At 37.4% G+C, this 24,430-nt stretch carries 23 protein-coding genes; 15 read left to right on the top strand and 8 right to left on the bottom strand.

Features of this window, described 5'->3' with window-relative positions; all coding sequences use genetic code 11:
• Nucleotides 1-182: 182 nt before the first annotated feature.
• The gene (locus IPL24_12210) at nucleotides 183-458 is read right to left on the bottom strand and encodes an acylphosphatase (GenBank protein MBK8364398.1); all 276 of its coding nucleotides are present in this window, start codon (nucleotides 456-458) and stop codon (nucleotides 183-185) included.
• Nucleotides 459-503: 45 nt separating this feature from the next.
• On the opposite strand from IPL24_12210, the gene IPL24_12205 reads away from it, so the two are divergent.
• On the top strand, nucleotides 504-1,031 hold the full coding sequence (locus IPL24_12205; GenBank protein MBK8364397.1) for an NUDIX hydrolase: 528 nt from the start codon (nucleotides 504-506) through the stop codon (nucleotides 1,029-1,031).
• Between the two features lie 49 nt (nucleotides 1,032-1,080).
• Here the strand turns inward: IPL24_12205 and IPL24_12200 are convergent, their stop codons facing one another.
• The 5 genes from IPL24_12200 to IPL24_12180 all read right to left on the bottom strand — a co-directional run bounded on the left by IPL24_12200 (nucleotide 1,081) and on the right by IPL24_12180 (nucleotide 7,278).
• Nucleotides 1,081-1,308: a BC10 family protein gene (locus IPL24_12200; GenBank protein ID MBK8364396.1), complete on the bottom strand. Its 228-nt coding sequence runs from the start codon at nucleotides 1,306-1,308 to the stop codon at nucleotides 1,081-1,083.
• A gap of 151 nt (nucleotides 1,309-1,459) precedes the next feature.
• Nucleotides 1,460-2,230 (bottom strand): enoyl-CoA hydratase/isomerase family protein, encoded by a 771-nt coding sequence (locus IPL24_12195; GenBank protein MBK8364395.1) that lies wholly within the window; start codon nucleotides 2,228-2,230, stop codon nucleotides 1,460-1,462.
• Between the two features lie 126 nt (nucleotides 2,231-2,356).
• On the bottom strand, nucleotides 2,357-2,773 hold the full coding sequence (locus IPL24_12190; protein ID MBK8364394.1) for a cobalamin B12-binding domain-containing protein: 417 nt from the start codon (nucleotides 2,771-2,773) through the stop codon (nucleotides 2,357-2,359).
• Between the two features lie 495 nt (nucleotides 2,774-3,268).
• Nucleotides 3,269-6,706, bottom strand: a complete 3,438-nt coding sequence (locus IPL24_12185) for a HAMP domain-containing histidine kinase (GenBank protein ID MBK8364393.1) — start codon at nucleotides 6,704-6,706, stop codon at nucleotides 3,269-3,271.
• 2 nt (nucleotides 6,707-6,708) lie between these two features.
• Nucleotides 6,709-7,278: a phosphoribosylglycinamide formyltransferase gene (locus IPL24_12180; GenBank protein ID MBK8364392.1), complete on the bottom strand. Its 570-nt coding sequence runs from the start codon at nucleotides 7,276-7,278 to the stop codon at nucleotides 6,709-6,711.
• 165 nt (nucleotides 7,279-7,443) lie between these two features.
• Here IPL24_12180 and IPL24_12175 point away from each other — a divergent pair, with 165 nt between their 5' ends.
• From IPL24_12175 to IPL24_12125, 11 genes are all read left to right on the top strand, one after another.
• Complete coding sequence (locus IPL24_12175; protein MBK8364391.1) at nucleotides 7,444-8,091, top strand: DUF47 domain-containing protein; 648 nt, start codon at nucleotides 7,444-7,446, stop codon at nucleotides 8,089-8,091.
• Nucleotides 8,092-8,112: 21 nt separating this feature from the next.
• Nucleotides 8,113-9,105 carry an inorganic phosphate transporter gene (locus tag IPL24_12170; GenBank protein ID MBK8364390.1) on the top strand — a complete coding sequence of 331 codons (993 nt, stop codon included), beginning with the start codon at nucleotides 8,113-8,115 and terminating at the stop codon, nucleotides 9,103-9,105.
• A 234-nt stretch (nucleotides 9,106-9,339) separates the two neighbouring features.
• Complete coding sequence (locus IPL24_12165; GenBank protein ID MBK8364389.1) at nucleotides 9,340-9,576, top strand: acyl carrier protein; 237 nt, start codon at nucleotides 9,340-9,342, stop codon at nucleotides 9,574-9,576.
• 107 nt (nucleotides 9,577-9,683) lie between these two features.
• Nucleotides 9,684-10,934 carry a beta-ketoacyl-ACP synthase II gene (fabF, locus tag IPL24_12160; GenBank protein ID MBK8364388.1) on the top strand — a complete coding sequence of 417 codons (1,251 nt, stop codon included), beginning with the start codon at nucleotides 9,684-9,686 and terminating at the stop codon, nucleotides 10,932-10,934.
• Nucleotides 10,935-10,962: 28 nt separating this feature from the next.
• Nucleotides 10,963-11,685 carry a ribonuclease III gene (gene rnc, locus IPL24_12155; GenBank protein ID MBK8364387.1) on the top strand — a complete coding sequence of 241 codons (723 nt, stop codon included), beginning with the start codon at nucleotides 10,963-10,965 and terminating at the stop codon, nucleotides 11,683-11,685.
• Nucleotides 11,686-11,878: 193 nt separating this feature from the next.
• On the top strand, nucleotides 11,879-12,301 hold the full coding sequence (locus IPL24_12150; protein MBK8364386.1) for an IPExxxVDY family protein: 423 nt from the start codon (nucleotides 11,879-11,881) through the stop codon (nucleotides 12,299-12,301).
• Between the two features lie 8 nt (nucleotides 12,302-12,309).
• Nucleotides 12,310-13,743 (top strand): pyruvate kinase, encoded by a 1,434-nt coding sequence (pyk, locus tag IPL24_12145; GenBank protein MBK8364385.1) that lies wholly within the window; start codon nucleotides 12,310-12,312, stop codon nucleotides 13,741-13,743.
• A 171-nt stretch (nucleotides 13,744-13,914) separates the two neighbouring features.
• The gene (locus tag IPL24_12140; protein MBK8364384.1) at nucleotides 13,915-14,967 is read left to right on the top strand and encodes a M42 family metallopeptidase; all 1,053 of its coding nucleotides are present in this window, start codon (nucleotides 13,915-13,917) and stop codon (nucleotides 14,965-14,967) included.
• A gap of 101 nt (nucleotides 14,968-15,068) precedes the next feature.
• A complete protein-coding gene (locus IPL24_12135; protein ID MBK8364383.1) occupies nucleotides 15,069-16,145 on the top strand; it encodes a PAS domain-containing protein in 1,077 nt (358 codons plus the stop codon).
• A gap of 41 nt (nucleotides 16,146-16,186) precedes the next feature.
• On the top strand, nucleotides 16,187-17,245 hold the full coding sequence (locus IPL24_12130; protein MBK8364382.1) for a PAS domain-containing protein: 1,059 nt from the start codon (nucleotides 16,187-16,189) through the stop codon (nucleotides 17,243-17,245).
• A 627-nt stretch (nucleotides 17,246-17,872) separates the two neighbouring features.
• A complete protein-coding gene (locus IPL24_12125; GenBank protein ID MBK8364381.1) occupies nucleotides 17,873-18,187 on the top strand; it encodes a hypothetical protein in 315 nt (104 codons plus the stop codon).
• Nucleotides 18,188-18,476: 289 nt separating this feature from the next.
• On the opposite strand, the gene IPL24_12120 is transcribed toward IPL24_12125, so the two are convergent.
• Nucleotides 18,477-19,847 carry an iron-sulfur cluster-binding protein gene (locus IPL24_12120; GenBank protein MBK8364380.1) on the bottom strand — a complete coding sequence of 457 codons (1,371 nt, stop codon included), beginning with the start codon at nucleotides 19,845-19,847 and terminating at the stop codon, nucleotides 18,477-18,479.
• Between the two features lie 158 nt (nucleotides 19,848-20,005).
• Entirely contained in the window at nucleotides 20,006-21,229 is a 1,224-nt protein-coding gene (lysA, locus tag IPL24_12115; protein ID MBK8364379.1) for a diaminopimelate decarboxylase, read from the bottom strand.
• A 1,042-nt stretch (nucleotides 21,230-22,271) separates the two neighbouring features.
• Between lysA and IPL24_12110 the strand changes: the two genes are divergently transcribed.
• The 3 genes from IPL24_12110 to IPL24_12100 are packed head-to-tail and all read left to right on the top strand — an operon-like array spanning nucleotide 22,272 to nucleotide 24,218.
• On the top strand, nucleotides 22,272-23,543 hold the full coding sequence (locus tag IPL24_12110) for a tyrosine-type recombinase/integrase (GenBank protein ID MBK8364378.1): 1,272 nt from the start codon (nucleotides 22,272-22,274) through the stop codon (nucleotides 23,541-23,543).
• A gap of 41 nt (nucleotides 23,544-23,584) precedes the next feature.
• A complete protein-coding gene (locus tag IPL24_12105) occupies nucleotides 23,585-23,929 on the top strand; it encodes a type II toxin-antitoxin system RelE/ParE family toxin (GenBank protein ID MBK8364377.1) in 345 nt (114 codons plus the stop codon).
• Nucleotides 23,910-24,218: a helix-turn-helix transcriptional regulator gene (locus tag IPL24_12100; protein MBK8364376.1), complete on the top strand. Its 309-nt coding sequence runs from the start codon at nucleotides 23,910-23,912 to the stop codon at nucleotides 24,216-24,218. The genes IPL24_12105 and IPL24_12100 overlap by 20 nt, the downstream gene beginning before the upstream one ends.
• The last annotated feature ends 212 nt before the right edge of the window (nucleotides 24,219-24,430 follow it).

Raw genomic sequence — 24,430 nt, 5'->3', positions numbered from 1 at the left:
TTTTCTGTTCGGGATTCGAAGTGTAACTGGAAGGCAAAAGTGGGGAAAGGAAGTTAGTGAACGGATGGGGTTGGAGTTTATTTTTCAAGGGGTGGGCGTTGGTAACCATTTAAACACTTAAGAACACAAGTTCACAAAAAGAACACGGAATTAGTCCGTGTTCTTTTTGTGAACTTGTGTTCTTAAGGTTTATTTTCTATTGAGAATGCTTTATGCCCTGAATATACTATGTACTTCATATCAACAGAACTCACCTTTGAAGCCGGCGAACCTTTATAACACCAATCAACAAATTCTTTCAATACCTCTTCCCTACCCTCTGCAATGATTTCTACGTCTCCGTTGGGCAAATTTCTCACCATACCTTTGAGCCCTAAATCGTTTGCTTTGTCGAAGGTGTACTTTCTGAAGAAAACACCTTGTACCCGGCCGTGAATAACTAAATGAATTGCTTTCATCTTTAACAAAATTGAGTTGTACTTTTGTCGAAATATATAAAACTTATGTCTAAGAAAATCACTGCTGAAGAAGTTGCATATGATGGCAAGTTTCTTAAAGTAAATAAATACACCATTAAGAACAGTAACGATCAGTCGGAAGAGATCTATGAATGCCTTGAACGTGGTGATTCTGTTTGCGCAGTAGTGTTCAATAAAGAAACCGACAAATACCTTTTTGTAAAACAATATCGTCTTGGTGCAAAGAAAGATCTTATCGAACTGGTAGCAGGAATGGTCGACAAAGAAGACTCTTCGCTGGAAGATTGTATCATCCGTGAGATCGCTGAAGAGCTTGGATATTCAGTAAACAAAGACGATGTACGATTCTTATATAGTTTCTATTCTTCTCCCGGAGCGAGTACTGAAAAAATGCATTTGTTCTATGTTGATGTTGATCAGAAAATTTCCAAAGGCGGTGGAGTTGGTGATGAAGATATTGAGATCGTTGAATTCACAGCCGATGAGTTAATGGACCTAGATAGGTTTGAAGATGTGAAGACGATTCTGGGTGCTGTTTGGGTAAACTCCTAAATTCAGTTTGAGTTTGTAGTGTGGGGTGTGAGCTTTTCATACTACACACTCAAACTGCAGAGCTTTTAATCAAATTACAGTGCGGGTTTGTATCAGTAATGATTATTTCCCGCAGAGTTGCGCAGAGCACGCAGAAAATCCGCGGAGATCTCTTCGAGATCAGAACCATTAATGCTATGTGAATAAATAGCTGTGTGTTTTCTCCCGCAGATTTTGCAGATGAAGGCGCAGATAAATACGCAGATCGGGCTTCATCAAAATTTATGCTGCTCGAAATTTATCATTACTTTATTGTCTGTCTTTTGATTTTAGAGTTAGATCAATTCAATACTAGCGAATTTAAGGAACACAAAATCTGCGATTTTATCTGCGTATTTATCTGCGCAATCAGCGGGAGAAAAATAACTCTTGATTTTTTCCGTGACACTCTACCGAAAATTCGCTTTTCTTTTATTTAAGAATGCATCAACCCCTTCAACAAATCCATCAGTTCCAAAACAATTTCCAAACTCTTCAATTTCAAAAGCTGAACCATCAACACCGTCCTGGAAAAAAGCATCAACGCAATTAATAATTCCTGCAACCGCACGGGGACCGTTAGCATAGATCTTATTGAGGATCTCGAATGTCTTTGACATTAATTCTGCAGGAGCAGTTACATAATTGACAAGTCCCAGAGTATGTGCTTCTCCGGCACCGATCATATCGGCTGTCATCAATAACTCCATCGCTTTTCCTTTACCGATCAATTGCACAAGTCGTTGTGTTCCGGCATATCCTGGAATCAATCCAAGTTTCACTTCCGGCTGACCGAATTTTGCATTGTCGGATGCAATGCGCATATGACAACTCATTGCAAGTTCGCAACCTCCGCCCAATGCAAAACCATTCACTGCAGCGATCACAGGTTTACTGCATAGTTCAATCGACTTAAAAACTTTTTGCCCGTCGGCGCTTAATTTTTTTCCTTCTTCAACAGTATATTTTGAAAACTCTGAAATATCAGCACCTGCAACAAATGCTTTTGCTCCACTACCGGTGATGATAATTCCATAAACATCGTTGTCTTTTTCTGCAGCAGCAACAGCCTTTCCAATTTCCTGAATGGTCTCATGATTGAGGGCATTCAGTTTATCGGGACGATTTACTGTGATGATACAAGTATTTGATTGGGTTTCTGTGAGGATGTTTGTGTACATTGTTTGTAAATGGATTATTGGTGCTTTTTTTCTTGAAACTACTCTTAAATTCAGTTTGAGTTTGAAGTGTGGAGTGTGGTCGTTTCACACTTCAAACTCAAACTGAATTTATGGGTAAGTCTATAGTCAAATATTAATATTCCCCCGTTTCAATTCAACTTCATTCTTTATATACCTAATAATTTCCTTCGTATCAGTTCCGGGAGCGAATAACTTTCCGCAGCCGAGAGCCATCAGTTTATTCATATCATCTGTCGGAATGATTCCGCCGCCGGTCAATAGAACATTGTCAAGCTTTTTCTCATTCATCAGTGTAATGATCTTTGGGAATACAGTCATGTGTGCGCCGGATAAAATACTAACACCTATCACATCCACATCTTCCTGTAGTGCAGCATTGACAACCATTTCGGGAGTCTGGCGGAGGCCGGTGTAGATCACTTCCATTCCGGCATCACGGAGAAAAGATGCAATGACTTTTGCGCCACGATCGTGTCCGTCGAGACCGACTTTTGCAATTAATACGCGTATCGGACGATTCATTTTTTTGTCGGGGTTATTCGAAGGGTTGAATTTATAAATCGAGATCTGAGATTCGAGATTCGAAAGGTTTGGGACAAAGATAGTAATGTTATTTATCCAATATGTTCAGGCTTGTATTTCTTGTTTAGTTTAAAAATTGAAGAAAGATAAACATCTTTTTTTCAGCTAGATTGATGTGGCTAAAGCCAGGAAACTACTTCTTTTTCTATCCGTCAGCTAAAGCTGACGCCAATAAAGATGTTCAGCTAAAGCTGCCGGCAATAAATAATTTCATCTAATGCTGATGGCAATAAAATGTGGCGCTATGCGAATCAATAATAGAAATTGTCAACTTTATTGCCGTCAACTATAGCATATTCAATAAAGGAAGGTGTCAATTTTAATCTCATTAGTCTTGGCTAATTCAATTAAGGAAAGTATCAGCTTTATTGCCGTCTGCTTTAGCTGACGGAAGAAGAATAAGGAACACAAAGTGGCTTTAGCCACATTTTTTCCTCAGGCCTTAGGCAGATCAATATAGAATGTAGTTCCTGAATTGACCTCTGTTGTAAACCAGACTTTCCCACCAGATTGCTCCACCAGATTCTTCACCATGGCCAATCCTAATCCTGTCCCACTGGATTTTGTTGTGAAATTTGGGATAAAGATCTTGTCTTTTTTATCGTCAGGAATGCCAATACCATTGTCAGAAATCTCTATTCGAATATCATTTATAGTATTTTTTATATCAATTGTAATTTTCCCTTTTCGTTCATCAGGAATTGCCTGAAGCGCATTCTTCAGAACATTTGAGAAAATTCTATTCAGGTGATCTTTATCTGCGTGAACAAAATGTGCTTCATTATTACCTGACAATTTTATTTCAAGATTCGGGATTTCGCGGTAAAGGTCAGCGATCGGAGTGATGATCTGAAGCAGGTCGAGCTTCTCAGGTTTTGCCTGTGGCATCTTTGCAAAATCAGAAAACGAAGTTGCAATTGCTGACAAAGTATCGATCTGCTGGATCAACGTTTCAGAGATCCGGTTTACAAATTCGCGATCCTTATCATCTTTATGCTGAAGATTTCTTTGCAAATGCTGCACTGAAAGTTTCATTGGAGTCAATGGATTCTTGATCTCATGCGCAACCTGTTTGGCCATTTCGCGCCAGGCAGATTCTCTTTCACTCTGCGCCAGTTTATCGGCACTGGATGCCAGTTCTTCAAGCATCCGGTTATACTCATGAACCAATTGTCCGATCTCATCATTCTTCTGATAAGCAATCTTCTCGTTGATTGATCCTAAGCGAACGCCTGACATTTTTTCCTGAATAAGTAAAAGTGGTTTTGTGATCCTCGAAGAAATCACAACAGTTACAAATACAGCAATCGCAAGTAGAAACACATAAATATTTAATAAGGCCGAAAGAAATCCCGAGACTTCTTTATTCAATTCATTTTGTTTTTCAAAATATGGTAAACTCAGATATGCTTTCACAGCACCATTTCTGTCTGTGATCGGTGCATAAGCAGAAATGTATTTCAATTGTCCGGCATTCTCAGGATTGATAAATTGCGTTAACTGATTTTTTCTGATCTCATATAATGCTTCAGGATTCATTCGCTGACTAACGATATTCTGCTTGTAGATCTTCGGTTGTGACGAATATAAAAGACCACCATCGGCATCGAACAAATTGAAATCTATATTGGTATTCCCCACAATGCGATCAAGTACACCGAATAATTCCGGATAATTTTGTCCGTTCAGATAAGCCGAAGCATCTTCACTGATCATAAACCATAGCGCATTTACCTGATCTGAAATGCTCTTTCGTTCATCGTCCTGATATTTTTTATCGATGTAAATTACTGTTCCGGCTCCGACAAGAATAAAACTTAACACAACAACAGCTACAACTGACACCTGAATCCTCCGCATGAGGTTCCAGGTAAAATAACTACTTGGTGAAAGTACAATCGACAAAATATAGATGAGAAAGGCAGTAATTCCTGAGAAAGCAAACATCCATGAAAACAGAGTCACCAATGTAAAAATGTTCTCTATCGGTCGGCTTACAACAATGGCCGAGTTGGCATTCATCCTGTAAACAAGATGGTTGTATCCATTCAGATCGATGAATGTAAATTCATCGAGCGACTTGCGGAAATCTTTATCGGTAAGAGAATAGGTAAAACTTCCATATTCATAGATCAGAGAAAGATCGCTGTAACGTGCAAAAGAATATTCTTTCGGAAAAATATTTTCCTGCGATTGTCCACTCATGAATAATTCCGGGAAACCTTCTTCAGTTTGAAGGAATCGTGCATTCATTAAAATTACAATAGTGTATACTGACTGCTGCTTACTCTCTATCGGTATAAATGCAAGATAAGATGATCTCCCATTGTCATTGTTAAGGTAAACAAGATTTCTCCCAAAAGTTGGTTTTCCATTATCTGCCTGTTGTTGAAAATTAGCAAGCGTTCGTCCATCGATAACATAATTTGTATCATTAGCCGGAAATGCGTAGATGTTGCTTTCAAATCTGGAAAGATATCCGTTAAGATATTTCTGAGTGATGTATGCGGTAATGTTTTCCTTCTGCTGAATTAATCGGGGGAGAAGAGTGTCTGATTCAATTTTTTTTCCGGCTTCATCAAATAAATATTCGGCAACATGATCCTGTCTGACACCAATTTTCTGTGCAAGAAGTTTTCTGCTTTCCCGTTCTTTGAAACAATTTAATTCATTTAATAAAACCGAAGAATACAAAGCACAAAATGCAATTGCAACCCATGCATGTCCGGTAGAAATTTTATATCCGGAAAATAACCGCAGTACAGTTGCAATAAAAAACAAAAAAGTGATCAGCAGAATCGAAATTGCAGCAAAGGCCCACAAGCTGAATTCGCTCATCTCTAAAGGAGTATTCACATCGAATGAGATCTGAGAATTTATGATCAGACCGGTGATAAGAGAGTGAAAACCTCCGGCAAGAGCGCATACTAAGATCAATGCGAGAAAAATATTTCCTAAAGTGCTTCTTATCTTTTTACTGAATTGATATAAGTTTACCGCTATCAGTAAAAAAATTGAAGCGTTTATGAGCAGGTCGCCGAGAGAATTAAAATAAAAGGAAGAGGCATAATACTGCGGACTAAAGATCTGAAGCTTATAAAATTCTCCGGGAATTTTATAAGCGATCATCAGAGTTCTGAGTAAAAGAACTACTAATACAAAAACGCTTCCGGCAAGAACGGAACTTCGGAAATAGTTTCTGAATAAAATATGTAAAGCGATCAGACAAAGAATTACTGAAAGAAAATAAAGATATTTAGCAACACCATTTTCAGTATCAGAAATATTTTCAAAGTGAAGATTGTAACCAACTTTCCCGTCAGGCAAATGAAATTGAAATTTTCCGTCTTTGTCGTTTACAAAAGAAGCAGATAATCCCAGTGATTGATTGAATCCGTTTACTAAATATTTATTTTCATAATCGTAATTATGACGCAGAATGATCAGTCCGACAAATTTTTTATCTGCTGACGTTTCAGAATAAAAAAGAAAATCTCCGTTTGGCAAAGACAACAATTTTCCTTGTTCATTGGAATTAAAATCTTCCGGAGTTACGACAGGTTCGTTATCGGACCAATAGATTATTTTTCCATTCTGAATAACATAAAAGCTAAAGCCGATATTTTCGAAACCGCTATGAAAAAAGTAATTATGGAATTCATCTTCTTTTTCAAATGACTTTATTTTTTTCAAAGAAGCCTTCATCTCCTTTTCAAGTCCGATCAGTTTCTTTTCGGCATTTGAAATCAGAGCTTGTCCGGAATAGACTGTTTTATATTGAATATATTCGGCTCCGCCCGCAATTACAAATGCAGTGAAAAGAAGTATGAGGGAAAATTTAACCGGATTAAATGCGGTCAATCTTTTTATCATTATCAGGGAAGCTGTTGAACAATTTTTTCAATGACCACGGGAAAGTACATTTTCTCAAGGTGATGAATTTTCCCGGCTAATGTATCCGGAGTATCTGCTGCGTCGATATGACAAGCGGCCTGGAAAATGATCTCGCCATCATCGAAAAACTCATTCACGTGATGAATTGTAATACCCGAAATCAGACTTTTTGTTTCGATTACTTTCTGATGAACATTTGCTCCATAAAAGCCCTTTCCACCAAATAAAGGAAGTAAGGCCGGATGGATATTGATAATTTTCCCCTTGAAAGCATCTATTAATGTGGTCGGAACCAGCAAGAGAAATCCCGCCAGGATGATCATATCGATATGCCAGTCCTTCAAAATCTCTATGAACGATGAATCAGAAAACTCTTTTTTGGAAACAATCAAAACCGGGATCGAGAATTTTTTTGCACGTTCGATCACACCGGCATTGGCATTATTGGTAACTATGAGAGAAACTTCTGCCAGTTTATGATCAAAAAAATGTAAGGCTATGTTTTCGGCATTTGTACCTGAACCGGACGCAAAAATGGCAAGACGTTTCATATAGGAACAAAAGTACACATCTGTGTGTAAGAATATTTTTTATTTCTAAAAAATCTCCGCTTTTATTTTTATTACTTTACCGACCATTAAAATACCTGCAGGGAAGCTTTTATTCCCACAATTGAACTTTAAAAACATTAGTTTAATAAGCTAAGAACCAACTCTATGTCAGTAAATCCAATCTTACAGTATTTCGTTCCGAAGGATCGTAAATTTTATCCTCTATTCGAAAGTGCTTCTGCAAACTTAGTGGCCATTTCAAAAGTTCTGGTAGAAGCATTGACCACTACTTCAGCTGAAAAGCGGTCGGCTTTTATCCGCGAAATTGAAAAACTTGAGCATGTCGGGGATGAGATCACTCACAACATCTTTCAGGAAGTAAGTTCTACATTCATTACGCCTTTTGATCGTGAAGACATTCAGCATTTAGCATCGGCAATGGATGATGTTGTGGATTATATTCATGGATCAGCAAAACGGATAGCATTATACAAAGTAGATCCGATTCATCCTTCGATGATCAAACTTTCTGAGCTGATACTCCAATCTGCAGAAGAGATCAACATAGCTGTATGTTCTTTGAGAAGCATGAAAAATATTATCAGAATAAAAGAATCGCTTGTAAGAGTGAACAGTCTTGAAAATCATGCAGACGATATTTTCGACAATGCTGTAGCTCGATTGTTTGAAGATGAGAAAAATGCAATTGAGATCATTAAGATCAAAGAAGTTCTTTCTGCTCTCGAAACTGCAACAGACAAATGCGAAGACGTTGTCAACGTGATCGAATCAATAATTGTTAAACAAGCATAATCAGGATTATCCTTTCGATTTATGACTACATTTCTAATAGTTATCATAGTACTGGCATTGATATTTGATTTTATCAATGGCTTTCATGATGCAGCGAATTCAATAGCTACAGTTGTTTCGACAAAGGTATTATCACCATTAAGCGCCGTGATCTGGGCGGCAATGTTCAACTTCATCGCCTACTGGATGTTTGAATTGAAGGTTGCTGATACAGTTGCCAAAACTGTTAAACCGGAATTTATAACCTTAAATGTTGTTTTTGCCGGATTGATAGCAGCAATTATCTGGAACCTTCTCACCTGGTGGTGGGGAATTCCATCCAGTTCATCACATACATTGATCGGAGCTTTTGCCGGAGCGGGAATTGCAAATGCCGGCCAGTTTCATGCAGTTCAACTTGACAAGATCATGCCTGTGATCTATTTCATTGTATTGGCACCTGTTATTGGTATGATCATGTCATATATAATTTCTGTAATTACTATTACCATTGTGCAGAGATCGAATCCCTCGAAAGTTGACCGGATTTTCAGGAGATTACAATTACTTTCTTCAGCAGCATACAGTTTAGGACATGGTGGAAATGATGCCCAAAAAGTTATGGGGATTATTGCCGCAGCCATGGTTTCAACAGGATTGATTGCAGAAACGAAGGAGTTACCTGAATGGGTTCCTTTAGCCTGTTATTCAGTAATTGCCTTTGGGACATTATTCGGTGGGTGGAAAATTGTAAAGACGATGGGTCAAAAAGTTACCAAACTCACTCCATTTGAAGGTTTTAGTGCAGAAACAGCAGGAGCGATCACATTATTTGGAACACAACATTTCAAGATTCCGGTAAGTACTACGCATACGATCACCGGATGTATAATAGGTGTTGGGGTTACAAAAAGAGTAAGTGCTGTGCGATGGGGAGTGACAATTGAATTGATCTGGGCCTGGGTCTTAACAATTCCGGTTTCAGCATTAATGGCAGCATTGATCTATAATTTAATACAATGGTTTTTACCATAATCACGAAGTGACTTAAAAAAGAGTATTTTCGTGGAATAATAATCTGTTTAGTTTTATTTATTCGTCTGCAAATCAAAGTTTTAATATGATTTCAGAAGACGAATAAAGTGAACTCCGAAAAGAAGAACCAATTAACAGCAAAGAATAGGATTTAAAAAGGGCACATTTTGTTATTAGCCTGAATAAATTTTACTTTGCAACACAAATAAAAACAAATCACAAAAAAGATTAATCATGTCAGACATTGCAGCAAAAGTTAAAGCAATCATCATCGACAAATTAGGTGTTGATGAAAAAGAAGTTACCCCTGAAGCGAGCTTCACAAACGATCTGGGTGCAGATTCTCTTGATACGGTTGAGTTGATCATGGAATTCGAAAAAGAATTCAATATCGCTATCCCTGATGATCAAGCAGAAAAAATTGCCACTGTAGGTCAGGCAATTGAATACATCGAGAAAAACGCAAAATAATTTTTCCTAAATACAACATGACCGTTTTGAATAAACCGGTCATGTTGTGTTTTCAGCAGGTTATTCTCCGGCCGCTGAATTTTTCACCTTAAAATTCCAGCACAGGAATGCAACTGAAACGAGTAGTCGTAACGGGCCTTGGCGCTCTTACTCCCCTTGGGAATAATGTTCAAGATTATTGGACCGGATTAGTTAATGGTGTCAGCGGTGCTGACATGATCACTAAGTTTGATGCATCCAAATTCAAAACACGTTTCGCTTGTGAAGTGAAAGGCTTTGATGTAAACGATTTCTTTGAAAGAAAAGAAGGTCGTAAGCTCGATGGCTTTTCTCACTATGCGTTGGTAGTTGCAGATCAGGGAATCAAAGATGCAAAGATCGATCTTGAAACAGCGAATCACGACCGCATTGGTGTGATCTGGGGTTCAGGAATCGGAGGATTAAAAACTTTTCAGGATGAAGTCACAGCATTTGCATTAGGTGATGGAACTCCGCGATTCAATCCATTCTTCATTCCAAAAATGATCTCTGATATTGCATCAGGACATATTTCAATCAAGTATGGTTTTCGTGGTCCTAACTTTACAACTGTTTCAGCTTGTGCTTCATCAACCAATGCGATCAATGATGCCTTTACCTACTTACGTTTAGGTAAAGCCGATATAATTGTAACCGGTGGATCAGAGTCAACAGTAAATGAAGTTGGTATTGGCGGGTTCAATGCATTACAAGCATTATCACAACGAAACGATGATCCTAAAACTGCATCAAGACCATTCGATCTTGACCGCGATGGATTTGTTTTAGGTGAAGGTGCCGGATGTCTGATCCTTGAAGAACTGGAACATGCAAAAGCACGTGGTGCAAAGATCTATGCAGAAATTGTCGGCGGAGGTATGTCGGCAGATGCTTATCATATGACAGCTCCACATCCTGAAGGAATCGGAGCGGCAAATGTAATGCGTGCAGCATTGGAAGATGCGGAAATGAAACCATCGGATATCGATTACATCAATGTTCATGGCACTTCTACTCCAATCGGAGATCCACAGGAAATAAAAGCGATCCAGACTATTTTTGGTCAGGAAGCATATCGATTGAATATCAGTTCAACAAAATCAATGACAGGCCATTTACTTGGTGCTGCAGGTGCGATTGAATCGATTGCAAGTATTTTAGCAATTGTTCATGGCATTATTCCTCCTACCATCAATCACTTTACAGATGATCCTGCTTTCGATCCAAAACTTAATCTGACGTTTAACACTGCTCAAAAGCGTGAAGTACGTGCAGCATTAAGCAATACATTTGGTTTTGGTGGACACAATGCTTCTGTTATTTTCAAAAAGTACGTTTGATAATTTCTCAGAATAAAAACACTTCTGCTTGAGTGTAATATCTACTATTCGTTTATTCTTTTCCAAGGACAAAAAATTTGTCGGATCACTGCGAAATCTTCTTGGATTCATTCCCGGAAATCCTGCCGTGTATCATCTTGCTTTTCGGCATCGTTCAACTGCTACTGAACATCATAATGGTGCAAAGATAAGTAACGAACGATTGGAATATTTAGGTGATGCAGTCCTTGGAGCGATCATAGCTGAATTACTCTTCAAAAAATTTCCTTTCAGAGAAGAAGGATTTCTGACCGAAATGCGAAGTAAGATCGTTAACCGTGAACATCTGAATAAACTTTCATTGAAACTGGGCATAGATCATTTTATGATCAACTCAATTGACCCCGCTGCAAAAAATAAATCTGCTTATGGCGATGCATTTGAAGCATTGATTGGCGCTATTTATATCGACAAAGGATATAATACTGCACAAAAATTTGTTTTAAAGCGTATCGTCAGACATCATATAGATCTGGAAGAGATTGAATTGCAGGATAAGAATTTCAAGAGTAAACTCATCAACTGGTCGCAACGAGAGCGAAAAGTTGTTGAATTCGAATTAATAGAAGAAGTTGACAATGGAGGGAAAAAATTATTGCGAGTACGGGTTCTTGTCGATGGTGTAGAAAAAGCGCGTGGTGAAGATTTTTCCAAAAAACGTGCAGAGCAGATCGCTGCGGAGAAGGTTTGTCTGGCGTTGCACTTGGAGTAAGTGGTGAGTAGTAAGTGGTAATTAGCACCACTTACAATTATTCAGGAATATTCATTGATTTGGAAAAAGGATCCATTCAAATGGACAGTTTCTCTTTATATGACAATGATTGTTATAAAGAAACTGGTGCTACTTACTAATTACCACTCACTACTCACCCAAAAATTGTCGATATTCGTACCCGCAAACCAACATGGCCAAGACCGTCATAAAATTCACTAATGAAGACGATTACGATTTTATACTGATCGGATTGGCTTGTCAGCACCGTGATTACAGGTTGTGTCATGAATTAAATAGAACACTTGGAATTAGTATGATGAAAAAAGATGATTACACTGTTTTCAATAATAAGAGAATGGAAGATCATGCTTTTTCATTTTATGAATTTACAAATGAAGAAGGCGACAGGTATAATCTTATTTCCAATCGTTGTCCGAAAGGAGTATTACTTCCTGAGCAGAAAGCACTGGATTATCTTTTTCTGATTCGTCCTGATAAGACAAGAATTGATGAAAGTGAATTACTTCAAAAATTGAAGAACATCAGAATTCTTCTTGGGGTTTACAAGCTTGAAGTATTAAAATTAAAATCAAAAGACAATTTACTATTCTAAAATAAATAATGAACAAAGTACCATTTAATAAAACAAAAATTGTTGCAACGATTGGACCGGCATCATCATCGCATGAAGTATTGAGAAAAATGATGATTGCAGGAGTAGATGTTTGCAGATTAAATTTATCGCATGGAGAAGACAGTGTGCATGAAGGAGTGATAAATACGATCCGTGACCTCAACAAGGAATTGAATTTACACACCTCTATACTAGTCGATCTTCAGGGACCAAAACTACGCATTGGTGAAGTTGAAGGGAATCAGATCTTTCTTGAGAATGGTTCGAAAGTAGTATTCACTATGCATGAATGTGTAGGGAATGCGAAAAGACTTTACATGAACTACAAAGATTTTGCAAAAGATGTAGCTATTGGAGATATCGTTTTGATCGACGATGGAAAAATTGTTTTGAATGTACTTGAAACCAATCATACAGACGAAGTAATTGCACTTGTGGAAAGTGGCGGAAAATTATCCGGACGAAAAGGTGTAAATCTTCCGAAGACAAAAATTTCATTGCCAAGCCTTACTCCAAAAGATCTGCATGATCTTGAATTTGCATTGAAGCAGAATGTCGACTGGATCGGTTTATCATTTGTAAGAAGTCCATTAGACATTATTGATCTGAAGAACAGAATCAAACAAGCAGGAAGAAAATGTCGTGTGATCGCTAAAATAGAAAAGCCGGAAGCATTATCAGAGATCGATCACATCATTCACGAAACCGATGCATTGATGGTTGCCCGTGGAGATCTTGGAGTTGAATTACCGATGGAAGAAGTTCCGTTGATACAAAAGATGCTAGTTAACAAATGCATTCAGGCCAGCAAACCTGTTATTATTGCAACACAAATGATGGAGAGTATGATCTCAAGTTATACTCCAACCAGAGCAGAAGTTAATGATGTTGCCAATTCAGTAATTGACGGAGCTGATGCAGTGATGTTGAGTGGAGAAACGTCAGTAGGTTTGTATCCGGTACGTGTTGTAGAACACATGCGAACGATCATTGCAAAAGTCGAAGCAAAAGGATATTATTACAACAGAAAACATTTACCAAGCGTAACCAGCGATACTTTTATTTCTGATTCGGTATGTTATAATGCATGTGTGATGGCATCGCAAGTTGGTGCACGCGCAATAGTCGGAATGACAAGATCAGGATACACTGCATACAAAGTATCAGCACAACGTCCTGATGCCGACATTCTGATCTTTACAGATGTTCCCGATATGTTGAATGTATTAAGTTTAGTCTGGGGTGTTCGTGTATTTTTCTACGATCACGTCGTCACAACCGACGAAACAATAATTGAACTTCAGAATATTCTGAAAGAAAAAGGGTATGTGAATAAAGATGATATTATAATTAACCTTGCTAGTATTCCTTTGGAAGAACAAGGGAGGACAAATATGATTAAACTTGGCCGGGTGAAGTAACAGTTTGAGTGTGGAGTGTGGAGTGTGGCATTTCACACTTCACACTCAAACTCAAACTCAATTTAGTTTATCAAATAAAGTACTCAAAAAAAGTGTGAAGTGTGGAGTGTGGCGATCTAAACACCACACACAAACTTCCCATTGCAAATGAATTTACTACTGTAACAAAATATGAAACTCAACATCCCCCTACTAAAAGAAATCTGCGAAACAGCCGGCGCTCCGGGGTATGAGCAGCGGATTCGTGAAATTGTATTACGTGAAATCAAAGGTCTGGCTGATGAAGTTAGTGTAGACAATATGGGAAATGTCACTGCCATAAAAAAAGGCCGTGAAAGAAAGAAAGTGATGATCGCTGCTCACATGGATGAGATCGGATTTATGGTAACGCATATTGACGACAATGGATTTTTACGGTTTCATACGCTTGGCGGATTTGATCCCAAGACATTGACAGCACAGCGGGTAATTGTTCATGGAACAAAAGACCTGATCGGTGTAATGGGTAGTAAACCTATTCACATCATGACGGCTGACGAAAGAAATAAAGTTACAGCAATAACAGATTACTTCATTGACCTTGGAATGCCAAAGGAAGAAGTTGAGAAATATATCCGAATAGGAAATCCGATTACACGTCAGCGCGAATTGATTGAAATGGGAAACTGCGTGAATTGCAAATCGATCGACAACAGGGTTTCTGTTTTCATTCTTATAGAATCGATGCGACTGATGAAAGATCTTCCTTACGATCTGTATGCAGTATTCACAGTACAGGAAGAAGTGGGTATCCGTGGTGCAAGTGTAGCAGCACATAAGATAGAACCGGATTTTGGTTTTGGTCTGGATACTACAATTGCATTTGATGTTCCGGGAGCGCAGGCGCATGAGAAAGTTACATCCCTTGGCGGAGGCGCCGGAATCAAGATCATGGATTCGTCAACTATCTGCGATTACAGGATGATCGACTTTATGAAAAAGACAGCCGATAAACATTCGATCAAATGGCAGCCTGAAATTTTACAGGCTGGAGGAACTGATACAGCCGGAATCCAGAGAATGGGGAAAACAGGGTCAATTGCGGGCGCGATAAGTATTCCGACAAGACATATTCATCAGGTCATAGAAATGGCAAACCAGGATGATATTGCCAATTGTATCGATCTGTTAACCAAATGTTCTCAGGAATTAGATCAATATAATTGGGAATTCACTTCGATTTAAAGGATTTACTGATTTTAACTTTCATCCGACCTTTTTGCATTTGCATATATAGTTCCTATTATTAAATTTGGAACTGAACTAATGCGTGCCTTACTTTTTTCATGAATGAAATAAATAATTTTGTTGAGCCAAACAGGCCAATGTATGAATTGATTCTCGACGGGATTATTATTGCAAATCTCTCAGGAAAGATCTCGTATGTAAATTCAGCAGCCTGCAAATTGATGAATTGTGATAACAGGAAAGATCTGAAAAACAAATCCATTACAGATTGTTTTAAAGATTCGAATTATCTTGATGAGATCATCAGATACTTAGCGACACAAAAAAGTTTTGTCACTACAAAAATCTGCACAAAGAAAGACGGTATTGAAGGGGTTTTTATATTATGCTTTTCATTACTATTAGATCTGAACTCAATGCCAATTGGGTTGCAGGTCGTATTTAAAAATCCGGATTCTGTTCCGGATGACAACCTGTATTTCGAAAAACGCAGTGCATTATTAAAATCACTTAACTACCACTCCCGCGAAATAATTTACATCAGTGATGTTGCGAAAAAAAGTAATATTTTTTGTTCGCAGGCAGTTGAGAAGATCTTAGGCTGGACCCAAAAAGATTTTCTCGATGGTGGCTGGGCTTTTTCTGTTTCATTAACTCATCCGGACGATGCAGAAATGATCACAGAACATTTTATCCGTGAAATGGAATTAAGAAAAAAAGAAAAATTTATTCATGACCATAAGCCAATAATTTATGAATACAGAAAACGTCATAAGAATGGTACATTCCTAAAAATGTATTCTGAAAGTATTCTGATTGAACGTGATCTGGATCAGAATCCGAAATTCCTGATGACTTTTTCAAGAGTTGCTTCTGATGAACAAAAAAATAATGTTCAGGATAAGGATGAGTTCGACTTGTCAATCAAGAAAGAACTCGATAAAATATTATTGACCGGTAAGACAAAGAATAAATTTAATCCGGTACAATTATCACAAAGAGAAAAGGAGATCTTACAACTTGTACGCGATGGTTTATCTACAAAAGAAATTGCAGATATTCTTTGTATTAAAATAACATCGGTAAATTCCTACCGGAAAAACCTGATGATAAAGATGAATGCCAAAAATACAGCTGAACTTGTACAAAAATCAAATCAGTTCATTTTAACCTGACAAAGTATTTTTATGTATTCGCTTAAAGATTATATTTTTCAATGAAAGAAGTTTTATCCTTTACCGAGGAAAAAGTTCTTATTTTAAATCCTGAAGGAAAGGTTGTTTATGCAAATGATCACTTTCTGACTTCATCAGGTTACAATAGAAAGGATAAGAGTGCATTAAATTTAAATTCTTTAGTAAGTACGGGTGTAAAAAAATCAATTGATTCAGCTCTCAGCAATAATTTAATTTGTGTTTCTACTGAGAAATTTAATTTTTCGAATTCATCAGAGAAAATTTCATTTATCGCATTTAATATCTGGAATGTAAATTTTAAAGTTGGAAAGGTTTTAATATTACTTTATCCGGAAAAAAACGGTGAATTATTAAAAAATAATTTATTTGAAGAAAGTATTCTAAGGGCAATGAATAGTAGGAATGATGCTGTGTGGTTTATGACCAATATTCAAACCGGAAGATATGCCTTCACAAGTGATTCTGTTAGAACAATACTTGGATGGCAGCCTATTCATTTCAATCTTGGTGGGTGGTTATTTCTTTTTTCTATTGTACATCCTGATGATATTACTAAATTATTTGCAAGTCACAACGAATGGGTGATAATGAAAAATAAATTAGGTGCTTTGTATGATCATGTTGAATACACAAATACCTTCCGGATAAAAAATTCAAAAGGTGAATATGTATCAGTTGATACTGATTCAAATGTACTAGAACGTGACGAAGAAGGCCGGATCAAACTTATTTTTGGATCATTCCGATTGATCGACCAGAATTTAATGAATCAAAAGATCTCGGAACAGAAAGCAGGAAACATAAAAGTGATTGATGGTAAAACATACGTCGAACTGGATTATCTGAAAAAATTACGTGAGGAGTTGGAAGAGAATTCTCCAAAGCAAGCATTCAAAAATCTGTCGTCACGCGAACTTGAAATTCTGGATCTGATCGTTGAAGAACATTCATCAGTTGAAATTTCGAAAAAGCTGAATATAAGTATCCATACAATAAATCTTCATCGGAAACAGATCATGAAAAAACTCGAGGCGAAGAATTTAGCCGGGCTGATCAGGATTTACTATACCAGTAAATAATTTCCGAAAGTGGAGAGACAAACTTCTCTCAAGCAAACATTCTACTCTATTAATAATCAACTTATTAGTATAAATTCAACGTAATTATATGGAATAATGCCCAAAAATCGCATAAAAATGATGTGAAATACTACTAGTAGTAGGTATAGGGTATGTAGTTAATATGTCCCATATTTGTGGCAGCTTTTCACATTAGTTCAATTTTTCTCTAACCTTTTTATAAAAACCCGAGGGAACGCAGCCCGCGGGTTTTTTACTTTGATTTAGGACCAGGATTTGACCAGGATTTAATGGATTAATGGGATTACAGGGAAGATTATTTTTAACTAAAGCGGGATTATAAGATTTATCGCAATTTTTTAAATCGACAAAATCCTGAAACCCATTAATTTATCTTTTAATTCAGAGGTCAAAATGCCGGTAATCGCGGAAATCCATTAAATTCATGTTTAAAAGCCCATTATTCCTAACTGTGGAATGTTTTTTTAATTATTTCAAGCATCAACAAAATCCAATAACCAAAGCCTGACTCCCATTCATCCATCATTGTTCGGTGTTTACCAAACGAAATTGATGAGGGACAGCTTCAGACCTACTTTCGTTAAACAATTCAACAACAACCCACACATGACAACAATTGAGATACAAGACTTCATACATGTTTACAGCATGTTTTCATTCAGAGACGGACGTAAAGAACCGGGAATCGTTATCAATAAATACAATCTGGAAAAAGCAGAAGTAGAATTTTTCTTCATTCCGCAAGAACAGATGAATGCATATAAAAGTGCTTTCGATCGCTACGACAAAGAAACATGTCGCCGCATTGCACAACATGTCGAAGTAGACCAGATCCTGAACGTTCGTCCGGTATCACTTGCAGATTACAAAGTGATCATGCAATTACTAGCCGAAAGAAATCAGAGACTGAGTTTTCAATAAGAGATTCTGAATACATGAAAATGAAAAAGTCTGCCGGGGGGTGGGCTTTTTTTTTGGTGAGTAGTGAGTGGTAAGTGGTGAGTTGCAAAGGTTACATAGATTTAAGTGCATTTATAATTCTGGTGAGTGCTGAGTTGCAAAGGTAAAATGGATTCAATTGCATATTTCATTTTAGTGAGTAAAGAGTGGCGAAAAGTGCAATGAAAATTTTGTCATAGCCTAAACCTTTGTATATAGCAACGCAGAGGATAAACTTTGGTAGTGCTATTCACTACTTACCACTTACTACTTACTTATTTCTCCACATCTCATTAAACGACTTCGGTGCCACTTCCGGCAATTCGCGTCTTTCGCCCCATTTGGAACGGAAAAAGTTTCTTAAGAAAAAGTTTTTTATTCTCGATCCGCCGCCATTCATCAGACTTCTGTTCAGCATTGCTTTTTTCCATATCGTAAAAATAAATTTTTCGGAGAATGGATTTAATTTTTGTTCAACAGAATCGCGGCGATTATACAGGAGTAATTTATGCAAATCAATCTTCACCGGACAAACTTCTGTACACTTTCCGCATAGAGATGAAGCATAACTCAAATGCTTGAACTCTTCCATACCTTTGTAATGCGGAGTGATGATAGAACCAATCGGTCCGCTGTAAGTTGAACCGTATGCATGCCCTCCTACTCCTTTGTAAATCGGACAACCGTTCAGACATGCACCGCAACGAATACAGGATAATGCCTGACGTTGCTCTTGTTGTGCGAGCAATTGCGTGCGGCCATTGTCAAGAAGAATAACATACATCTCATCCGGACCATCCAACTCACCGTCTTGTCGAGGACCGGTAGAAATAGAATTGTAAACAGTTATATTTTGTCCTGTACCATGTGTTGCAAGCAAAGGCCAGAAAAGATCGAGATCAGTAAGTGTCGGTATAATTTTTTCAATTCCAACAATTGCGATCTGAATTTTAGGAAAAGCAATTGACATTAAAGCATTGCCTTCGTTTTCAGTTACACAAACAGAACCGGAATCTGCAATTAAAAAGTTTGCGCCTGTAATTCCAACATCAGCGATCTGATATTTCTCTCGCAATTTTTCTCTTACGAAAGCAGTGATCTCTTTAGGAGTACTTGTAAGCGGAAGTTTAAATTTTTCGTTGAATGTTTTTGCAACATCTTCTTTTGAAAGATGCATTGCAGGAGTTACAATGTGATAAGGAGATTCATTGCGTAATTGAACGATGAATTCACCAAGATCTGTTTCGAGCGATTCAATATTTTCAGCAGTGAGTGCTTCGTTGACATGAATCTCTTCAGTAGTCATCGACTTTGCTTTAACGACAGTTTTCGCTTTAGCATGTTTCATGATGCGCATCATTTCAGATATCGCTTCATCAGCATCCTGTGCCCAGATCACTTTGCCTCCGCGTTTAGAAAAATTCGATTCGAACTCAGTTAAATATTTATCGAGATTTTCCATCACCTTCCACTTCAGCATCGCTGCCCGTTGACGAGCAGTTTCAAAATCGTCGTACTGAAGTTTTCCGTCAACAACTTTTTTATCGTACTGAAGAATATTAAACGCCAGTTTCCTTCGATGTTCTTTATTGAACACGCGGTCTTCGGCGTCTATGAGAAATTGTTCGGAGTGGAGGGACATTGGTAGGCGAAATTAAGCAATAGGGTTGAAGGTTGGACGGAAAATTAAAAGGAATTTGACTCGGGTATACAGAGTGTATGTTGCAGGTTACAGGTTTCAGGTTGTCGCAACCTGAAACCTGTAACTTGGAACCTGCAACAATACTCATAATCAATGCCCTACATGATCTGGGTCTTGAGAAGATCCTCCACCGTCTCCCTCCTCCTTATCAATCTCGCTTTTCCGTTTTCTATCATGACTTCGGCGGGACGGAGGCGGGAATTGTAATTGTTGCTCATTGAGAAACCGTAAGCGCCGGCATTGAGGATGGCAAGAATGTCACCTTCGCGGACTTCGGCCATTTTGCGATCCCAACCGAACGTATCCGTTTCGCAGATGTAACCGACAACAGTATAGAGTCTTTGTTTTCCGGTTGGATTACTGATATTGATTATATGATGATATGCATCGTAAAACATTGGCCGGATCAAATGATTTTGTCCGGAGTTAACGCCGGCGAAAACAGTTGACATCGTTTGTTTAACAGTGTTGACTTGAGTAAGCAGAACGCCGGCTTCACTGACGAGAAATTTTCCCGGTTCAAACCACAGTTCAAGTTTTTTGCCATAGTCGGTACAGAAATTATTGAAGAGCAATGTAAATTCACTTGCGAGTTCTTCAATGTCTGTTGTATAGTCGCCTTCTTTGTATGCGACTTTGAATCCACTTCCGAAATCAATAAATTCAAGATCCGGAAATTGTTTTGCTTCTTCGAACATCAATTCAGCAACACGTAAGAAAACAGAACTGTCAAGAATTTCCGAACCGGTATGAATATGCAGTCCGTTCACTTTCATTTTGCATGAAGTCACAATTCGTAAAACATGTCTGAGCTGATGAATAGAAATTCCGAATTTAGAATCGATATGTCCGGTTTGAATGTGTGAGTTTCCTCCTGCTGCAATGTGCGGATTAAGCCGGATGCAACAAGGAACACGACCTTCATACTCATGTCCGAATTGTTCGAGTACAGAAATGTTGTCGATATTGATAACAAGTCCCATATCAACAGCTTGTTTGATCTCATCGAAAGCTACTCCATTCGGTGTAAACAGAATTTCCTTCGGTGTAAATCCCGCTTTGATCCCGATGATTGCTTCTTCAATAGATACAGCATCAAGTCCTGCCCCGAGGCTGTGTACATATTTCAGCACTTGTACATTCGTCAGCGCTTTGCAAGCATATTTTATTTTGAGCGACACATTGCTGAATGCATTTGTGATTCGTTCATATTGTCGTTTTATGGTTTCCGCATGATACACATAAAGCGGGCTACCGAATTCTTCGGTAAGTTTAACAAGGTCGGCACTTTTGAGGACGGGATAATTTTCTTCGAAATTCATGAGGTAAAAGTAGGTTTAAAGAGGAATGGTAAAATAGAAATAAAATGAAATTATAAACATTGCAAACGATAAAATATAAAATGGTTAATATAGGAAAGAAGCCTGGAAAAATAATCAGATCTCTTCTATCGCTTCGAATTTATTTTCAATTTTAGCCCTGTAAGGGCGACCTTTTTGTAGCAAATAGAGACGTCATTTTTTTTAGCCCCGTAGGGGCGACCTGTGATTTGTCGATTCATGTTTTTTTTTTGCATTCAATATTTTTGAAAATATAATATTGGTTGTTTGTAATCTATATTCGTTTGATTTACCGGTCTTGCAATTCACAGGTCGCCCCTACAGGGCTAAATAAAACCTATGTCACATTTTTTCTACAAACAGGTCGCCCCTACGGGGCTGATCTCGGCAATTGAAGTGTATTTTGAGATTCAGAAAGAATGAAGACACATAAGTGTGGAGTAACATTTCTTAAAACACTACTCCGTTAGTGCTCCATAATTCCGAAAATTAATACATAGCTTATCTGTGTTTTTGTCTGCGAAAATCCGCGGAACTCTGCGGGAAATATCTATCATTGATTATTTTGAAAAACATTTACATTTTTTAAAAGCTGTTTATTAAAATACAAAATTCGGTTTCAAATCGCGAAGGAGCTTCATTCATAAATATCTTCACATTAAAAAGATATTATGATGAAAGCAAGTTCAATCATTCATAAGAATGAAAAAGGATAAAAGTAGAATTTCCGAATTCGAAAGAGTCGACTCAACTGATCAAAGAAATAACCGGTGCGAAATGGAGTGCTACAATGAAGAGCTGGCATATTCCTTATACTAAAGAGGCATTTGCAGAATTAAAGCAACGGTGCCCGGATATTGAGATTATTTCTGCAAAGGAACCGATTCAACAAAACTTAGATCCACAAAATACCAAGAATGATCCGGAAGTGGATCATGCAAATAAACATAGAAATGTTTCGATAATTGTTAGTGGCAGGAAAATAGTAGTCAAGTTACCGAAAAGTGAAACCGACACGAGATTCATGCTTTCATTTCGCTTTAGTCGTTGGGACAAGAAGAATTACTATTGGGTGATTCCAAACTATGATAAGAATCTCGAATTAATTAAAGATTATTTTAAAGAACGTATCCTATCAATAGAGATCAACGAAGAAATTTCTATAGTAAATACATCAGAAAATCGAGAAATTAAAAAAGATGAGTTTCTTGTTGTAAGAGCGAACAATGGAAGATTAAAAATTTACTTTTCATATGACAAAGATATTTTTAAGAAATTGAGATCTTATCCTTATTCCAGTTGGAATTCAAAATTGAAATATCAAAGTATTCCATTTCAAGAAAGTTATTTAAAGGAGTTGGAGGAATTTGCCAAAGGAAAGAATTTAAAATTTCTTTATGAAATAGAAAAGGCAAGTACGATTACGAAGTACAAATCTGATCGTAGTAGTAAAGATTACAAAAAATGTCCTGAAGAGTATATTTCAAAATTGAAAGAGTTACACAATAGCGAAAATACCCTAAGGGTTTATTCATCGGCCTTCGAGCAATTTTGTAATTATTATAAAGATCATCCGTTAGAAAATATTTCACAAGAGCAGATCACAAAATATATGCAGCATTTAGTTGTAGATCGTAAAGTTTCTTCATCATATCATAATCAGGCAATCAATGCAATCAAGTTCTATTATGAGCGTGTGTTAAACGGAGACAGGAAAATATATTTACTAGACAGGCCAAGGAAAGAGCAGAAACTTCCTGTGGTTTTGAATCAGGAAGAAGTGAAACAACTCTTGAAATGCATTGATAACATCAAACACAGAGCGCTAGTAATGCTGGTATATTCTTCCGGTTTGAGGCTAAGTGAAATAGTCGGATTAAAGATCAAAGATTTAGATTCTGTTCAAATGCAGATAAGAATACAGCAAGGCAAAGGCAAGAAGGACCGGGTGACCATATTATCAGAGCGAGTTTTGGAAATACTCAGGAGATATTTTCAGCAATATCAACCGAAAGAATGGCTATTTGAAGGGGCGGATGGTGGTCAATATTCTAAAAGGAGTGCTCAGCAGATTGTAAAAGATGCGGCCAGAAAGGCGGGTATTAAAAAGAAAATCAGTATTCACACCTTGCGACACAGTTTTGGAACTCATTTGCTTGAATCCGGAACTAACCTCCGATATATACAAAGTCTGCTTGGTCACGAAAGCATTAAAACCACAGAAATTTACACACACATTACGCTAAAGGGGTTTGATCAATTGAGAAGTCCGATGGATGATTTGGGGGAGTTTTGAAAATATTTTTTGATTTAGTTGTCTAATTAGTTAACTTTACAATGCAGCAAAAAATCAGGCAAGTAATAGCTTATAAGAACTATTTCTTAAATTTTTATAATGGGTTATCCGACCATGTGCAAATTAAAATTGAATGGACACTTAAATTAATTGAAGTGACTCAAAGAGTTCCAGAAAAGTATTTCAAACATTTGGAAGGGACTAAAGGACTCTATGAAATTCGTGTTGAAGTTGGGAGTAATATTTACCGTATTTTCTCATTTTTCGACAAAGGAAATTTAGTTGTTCATGGAAACGCATTTCAAAAGAAAACACAAAAGACACCAAAAACGGACATTCAAAAGGCACTTAAAATAAAGGAAGAATATCAAAATGAAAAACAATAGAAAGATTACCTCCTTAGACAAAATACTTGATAAGAAATATGGCAAAAAAGGTCAACCAAAGCGAGAACTTTGGGAACAACAATTTGAAGCATTTCGTCTTGGTGCTTTGCTTGAAGAAGCGCGGACCAAACTTGGAATGACACAAGAAGAGCTTGCAGATAAATGCGGTACAAACAAGTCATACATTTCTCGTATTGAGAACAACGTATCCGATATCCGGCTTTCGACGCTCATGAAAATAATTCAGCAAGGGCTTGGCGGGCAACTTATATTGACTCTTAAGCTATAAAAGCAAAAAAAAAATGAAGTTCTCCATTTGCTTATGCTAGAACAAATTGGCATCTTTGAAAAACAGAGTTTACAATGTCAATGATCCATGATAACAAGATTTTAATTAAAAAGAGTACAATTATTTCTAGTAATTTAGAACTAATTGCAAAAGAGGTTTGCACTTATACTTCCAATTTAACATCAACCCGTTTCGTCAAGCCCACTATTTGG

Source organism: Bacteroidota bacterium, from assembly GCA_016711505.1.
In the GTDB taxonomy this organism is placed as follows: domain Bacteria; phylum Bacteroidota; class Bacteroidia; order AKYH767-A; family 2013-40CM-41-45; genus JADKIH01.
This window is presented reverse-complemented; position numbering and strand designations above follow the sequence as displayed.

Bases quoted from the DNA above. Each gene is read 5' to 3' on its own strand.
- IPL24_12135 (MBK8364383.1), top strand. From the start codon at position 15,069: ATGAATGAAATAAATAATTTTGTTGAGCCAAACAGGCCAATGTATGAA.
- fabF (MBK8364388.1), top strand. From the start codon at position 9,684: ATGCAACTGAAACGAGTAGTCGTAACGGGCCTTGGCGCTCTTACTCCC.
- IPL24_12130 (MBK8364382.1), top strand. From the start codon at position 16,187: ATGAAAGAAGTTTTATCCTTTACCGAGGAAAAAGTTCTTATTTTAAAT.
- IPL24_12210 (MBK8364398.1), bottom strand. From the start codon at position 458: ATGAAAGCAATTCATTTAGTTATTCACGGCCGGGTACAAGGTGTTTTC.
- IPL24_12185 (MBK8364393.1), bottom strand. From the start codon at position 6,706: ATGATAAAAAGATTGACCGCATTTAATCCGGTTAAATTTTCCCTCATA.
- IPL24_12140 (MBK8364384.1), top strand. From the start codon at position 13,915: ATGAAACTCAACATCCCCCTACTAAAAGAAATCTGCGAAACAGCCGGC.
- IPL24_12190 (MBK8364394.1), bottom strand. From the start codon at position 2,773: ATGAATCGTCCGATACGCGTATTAATTGCAAAAGTCGGTCTCGACGGA.
- pyk (MBK8364385.1), top strand. From the start codon at position 12,310: ATGAACAAAGTACCATTTAATAAAACAAAAATTGTTGCAACGATTGGA.
- IPL24_12205 (MBK8364397.1), top strand. From the start codon at position 504: ATGTCTAAGAAAATCACTGCTGAAGAAGTTGCATATGATGGCAAGTTT.
- IPL24_12125 (MBK8364381.1), top strand. From the start codon at position 17,873: ATGACAACAATTGAGATACAAGACTTCATACATGTTTACAGCATGTTT.
- lysA (MBK8364379.1), bottom strand. From the start codon at position 21,229: ATGAATTTCGAAGAAAATTATCCCGTCCTCAAAAGTGCCGACCTTGTT.
- IPL24_12150 (MBK8364386.1), top strand. From the start codon at position 11,879: ATGGCCAAGACCGTCATAAAATTCACTAATGAAGACGATTACGATTTT.
- IPL24_12110 (MBK8364378.1), top strand. From the start codon at position 22,272: ATGCTTTCATTTCGCTTTAGTCGTTGGGACAAGAAGAATTACTATTGG.
- IPL24_12170 (MBK8364390.1), top strand. From the start codon at position 8,113: ATGACTACATTTCTAATAGTTATCATAGTACTGGCATTGATATTTGAT.
- IPL24_12195 (MBK8364395.1), bottom strand. From the start codon at position 2,230: ATGTACACAAACATCCTCACAGAAACCCAATCAAATACTTGTATCATC.
- IPL24_12105 (MBK8364377.1), top strand. From the start codon at position 23,585: ATGCAGCAAAAAATCAGGCAAGTAATAGCTTATAAGAACTATTTCTTA.
- IPL24_12165 (MBK8364389.1), top strand. From the start codon at position 9,340: ATGTCAGACATTGCAGCAAAAGTTAAAGCAATCATCATCGACAAATTA.
- IPL24_12120 (MBK8364380.1), bottom strand. From the start codon at position 19,847: ATGTCCCTCCACTCCGAACAATTTCTCATAGACGCCGAAGACCGCGTG.
- IPL24_12175 (MBK8364391.1), top strand. From the start codon at position 7,444: ATGTCAGTAAATCCAATCTTACAGTATTTCGTTCCGAAGGATCGTAAA.
- IPL24_12180 (MBK8364392.1), bottom strand. From the start codon at position 7,278: ATGAAACGTCTTGCCATTTTTGCGTCCGGTTCAGGTACAAATGCCGAA.